Annotated in this window: 1 protein-coding gene; it reads right to left on the bottom strand. The window is 73.6% G+C overall.

Annotation, left to right across the window (positions count from 1 at the left end; translation table 11 throughout):
• A partial coding sequence (locus tag AXW62_RS08750) for a type I polyketide synthase (protein WP_159060837.1) occupies positions 1–2,782 on the bottom strand: 2,782 nt, incomplete at both ends.

The raw sequence follows: 2,782 nt of genomic DNA, 5'->3' as shown, positions 1-2,782 counted from the left end.
GTCCGTGACCGTGCCCTCGACCACGCCGGGGGCGGCCTCGCCCCGGGCCAGCGCGTCGAGCGTCCGCAGCAGGTCGGCCCGGTCGGCGACGGTCAGCACCGCACGCCGCTCCAGGGCGGCGCGGCCGACGGCCAGGGCGTGGGCGACGGCGTCGAGCGGGGCCGACTCCGGCCGCGCCGCGATGTGGTCGTGCAGCCGCACGGCCTGCTCCCGCAGGGCGTCGGCGTTCTTGGCCGACAGGACGAACGGCAGAAGGCCGCCGAGGCTGTTGCCATCCGGCTCCCCGCTCGGTTCGTCCGCCACCGGGGCCTGCTCGATGATGGTGTGGGCGTTGGTGCCGCTGATACCGAACGAGGAGATACCGGCGCGGCGCGGACGGCCGGTCTCCGGCCACTCGACCTGCTCGGTCAGCAGCGCGACCGCGCCCGCCGACCAGTCCACATGCGGCGACGGCTCATCCACGTGCAACGTCTGCGGCAACACCCCGTGCCGCATCGCCAGCACCATCTTGATGATGCCCGCGACACCGGCCGCCGCCTGCGTATGACCGATGTTGGACTTGATGGACCCCAGCCACAACGGCCGGTCCCCGTCCCGCTCCTGACCGTACGTGGCCAGCAGCGCCTGCGCCTCGATCGGGTCACCCAGCGTCGTCCCCGTGCCATGCGCCTCGACCACGTCCACATCACCGGCGGACAGCCCCGCACTGGCCAGCGCCTGCCGGATCACCCGCTGCTGCGAGGGCCCATTCGGCGCCGTCAGACCGTTACTCGCACCATCCTGGTTGATGGCCGATCCCCGCACGACCGCCAGCACCGGATGACCGTTGCGCCGCGCGTCCGACAGCCGCTCCACCAGCAGGAGCCCTACGCCCTCGCCCCAGCCGGTGCCATCCGCACCCGCCGCGAACGCCTTGATCCGGCCATCGGCGGCCAGCCCGCGCTGACGGCTGAAGTCGATGAAGTTCTCGGGGGTGGACATCACCGTGACGCCGCCCGCGAGCGCCATCGTGCACTCGCCCTGGCGCAGCGCCTGCACCGCCAGATGCAGCGCGACCAGGGAGGACGAGCAGGCCGTGTCCACCGTGACGGCCGGACCCTCGAGACCGAAGGTGTACGCCACCCGGCCGGACACCACGCTCGCCGCGTTACCCGTGCCCAGATGGCCCTCCAGGCCCTCGGGCGCCTGCATCAGCAGCGACAGATAGTCCTGGCCGTTGGTCCCGGCGAAGACGCCGATCTGCTGACCGCGCAGCGCGCCCGGGTCGATGCCCGCGCGCTCGAACGCCTCCCACGAGGTCTCCAGCAGCAACCGCTGCTGCGGATCCATCGCCAGCGCCTCACGCGGCGAGATCCCGAAGAACGACGCGTCGAAGTCAGCGACGTCGTACAGGAAACCACCCTCACGCGCGTATGACGTCCCCTGACGATCCGGATCCGGGTCGTACAACCCCGCAAGATCCCAGCCACGGTCGGACGGGAACGCGGCGATCGCGTCCCCACCCGCCGTCAACAACTCCCACAACTCCTCCGGCGACCGCACCCCACCCGGGAAACGGCAGCTCATCGCCACGATCGCGATCGGATCGTCGGACACCGCGAGGGTCGGCGCGGCCACGCCGCCGGTCACCGCCGCATCCGCGCCCAGCAGTTCGGCGCGCAGGTGGTCGGCGAGGGCGGTGGCGTTCGGGTAGTCGTAGATGAGCGTGGCGGGCAGCCGCAGGCCGGTCGCCGCGTTCAGCCGGTTGCGCAGCTCGACGGCGGTGAGCGAGTCGAAGCCCAGCTCCTTGAACGCCCGCCCCGCCTCGACCGCCTCGGCACCGTCATGTCCCAGCACCGACGCGACCTGCGCCCGCACCAGCTCCAGCAGCGCCTGTGTGCGCTCGGTCCCGGTCAGCCCGGACAGCCGCTCCGCCAGTGTGCCGCTCCCGGCGGTGGTGGCCGGGCGCGGCGCGCCCTCGGCGGCCGGTGCCGGACGCCCCGCGGGCAGCTCGCCGAACAGCGCGCTCGGCCGTACTGCGGTGAACTCGGCGAGGAACCGGTCCCAGTCGATGTCGGCCACCGTCACGGCGGTGTCATCGAGGTCCAGCGCCTGCCGCAGCGCGGCGAGCGCCGATTCGGGCGCCATCGGCGGCACACCGTCGCGGCGCATCCGCCGCTCCAGCGCCTCGTCGGCGGCCATGCCGCCCTCAGCCCACGGGCCCCAGGCGATCGAGGTCGCGGGCAGCCCCTCGGCGCGGCGCAGCTCGGCCAGCGCGTCGAGGTAGGCGTTGGCCGCGGCGTAGTTGCCCTGCCCGGCCGCGCCCACCGACCCGGCGAGCGAGGAGAAGAGCACGAACGCCGAAAGGTCCAGGTCACGCGTCAGCTCATGGAGGTTCTGCGCGGAGGCCGCCTTGGCGCGCAGCACCCGCTCCATGCGCTCCGCGTCCAGCGCGTCCACCAGTCCGTCGTCGAGGACACCGGCCGCGTGGATGACGGCGGTCAGCGGAAGCTCCGCCGGAAGCCCGGCCAGCAGCTCGGCGAGCGCCTCCCGGTCCGCCACATCACACGCCGCGACCGTCACCCGGGCACCCGACGCCACCAACTCGTCCCGCAGCTCCGCCGCGCCCGGCGCCGCCGGCCCCCGGCGGCTGGTCAGCACCACATGCTCGGCACCGTTCGCCACCAGCCAGCGGGCCACATGCGCACCCAGCGCACCCGTACCACCCGTCACCAGCACCGACCCGGCCCCCGGCACCCACGACTCGCCCGATGTCCGGGCCCCGGAAGCCTGCGTCAGCCGA

The organism is Streptomyces hygroscopicus subsp. hygroscopicus (assembly GCF_001553455.1).
Taxonomy (GTDB): Bacteria; Actinomycetota; Actinomycetes; order Streptomycetales; family Streptomycetaceae; genus Streptomyces; species Streptomyces hygroscopicus.
Note: the sequence above shows the minus strand (reverse complement) of the source record. Positions and strands in the feature narration are given on the sequence as shown.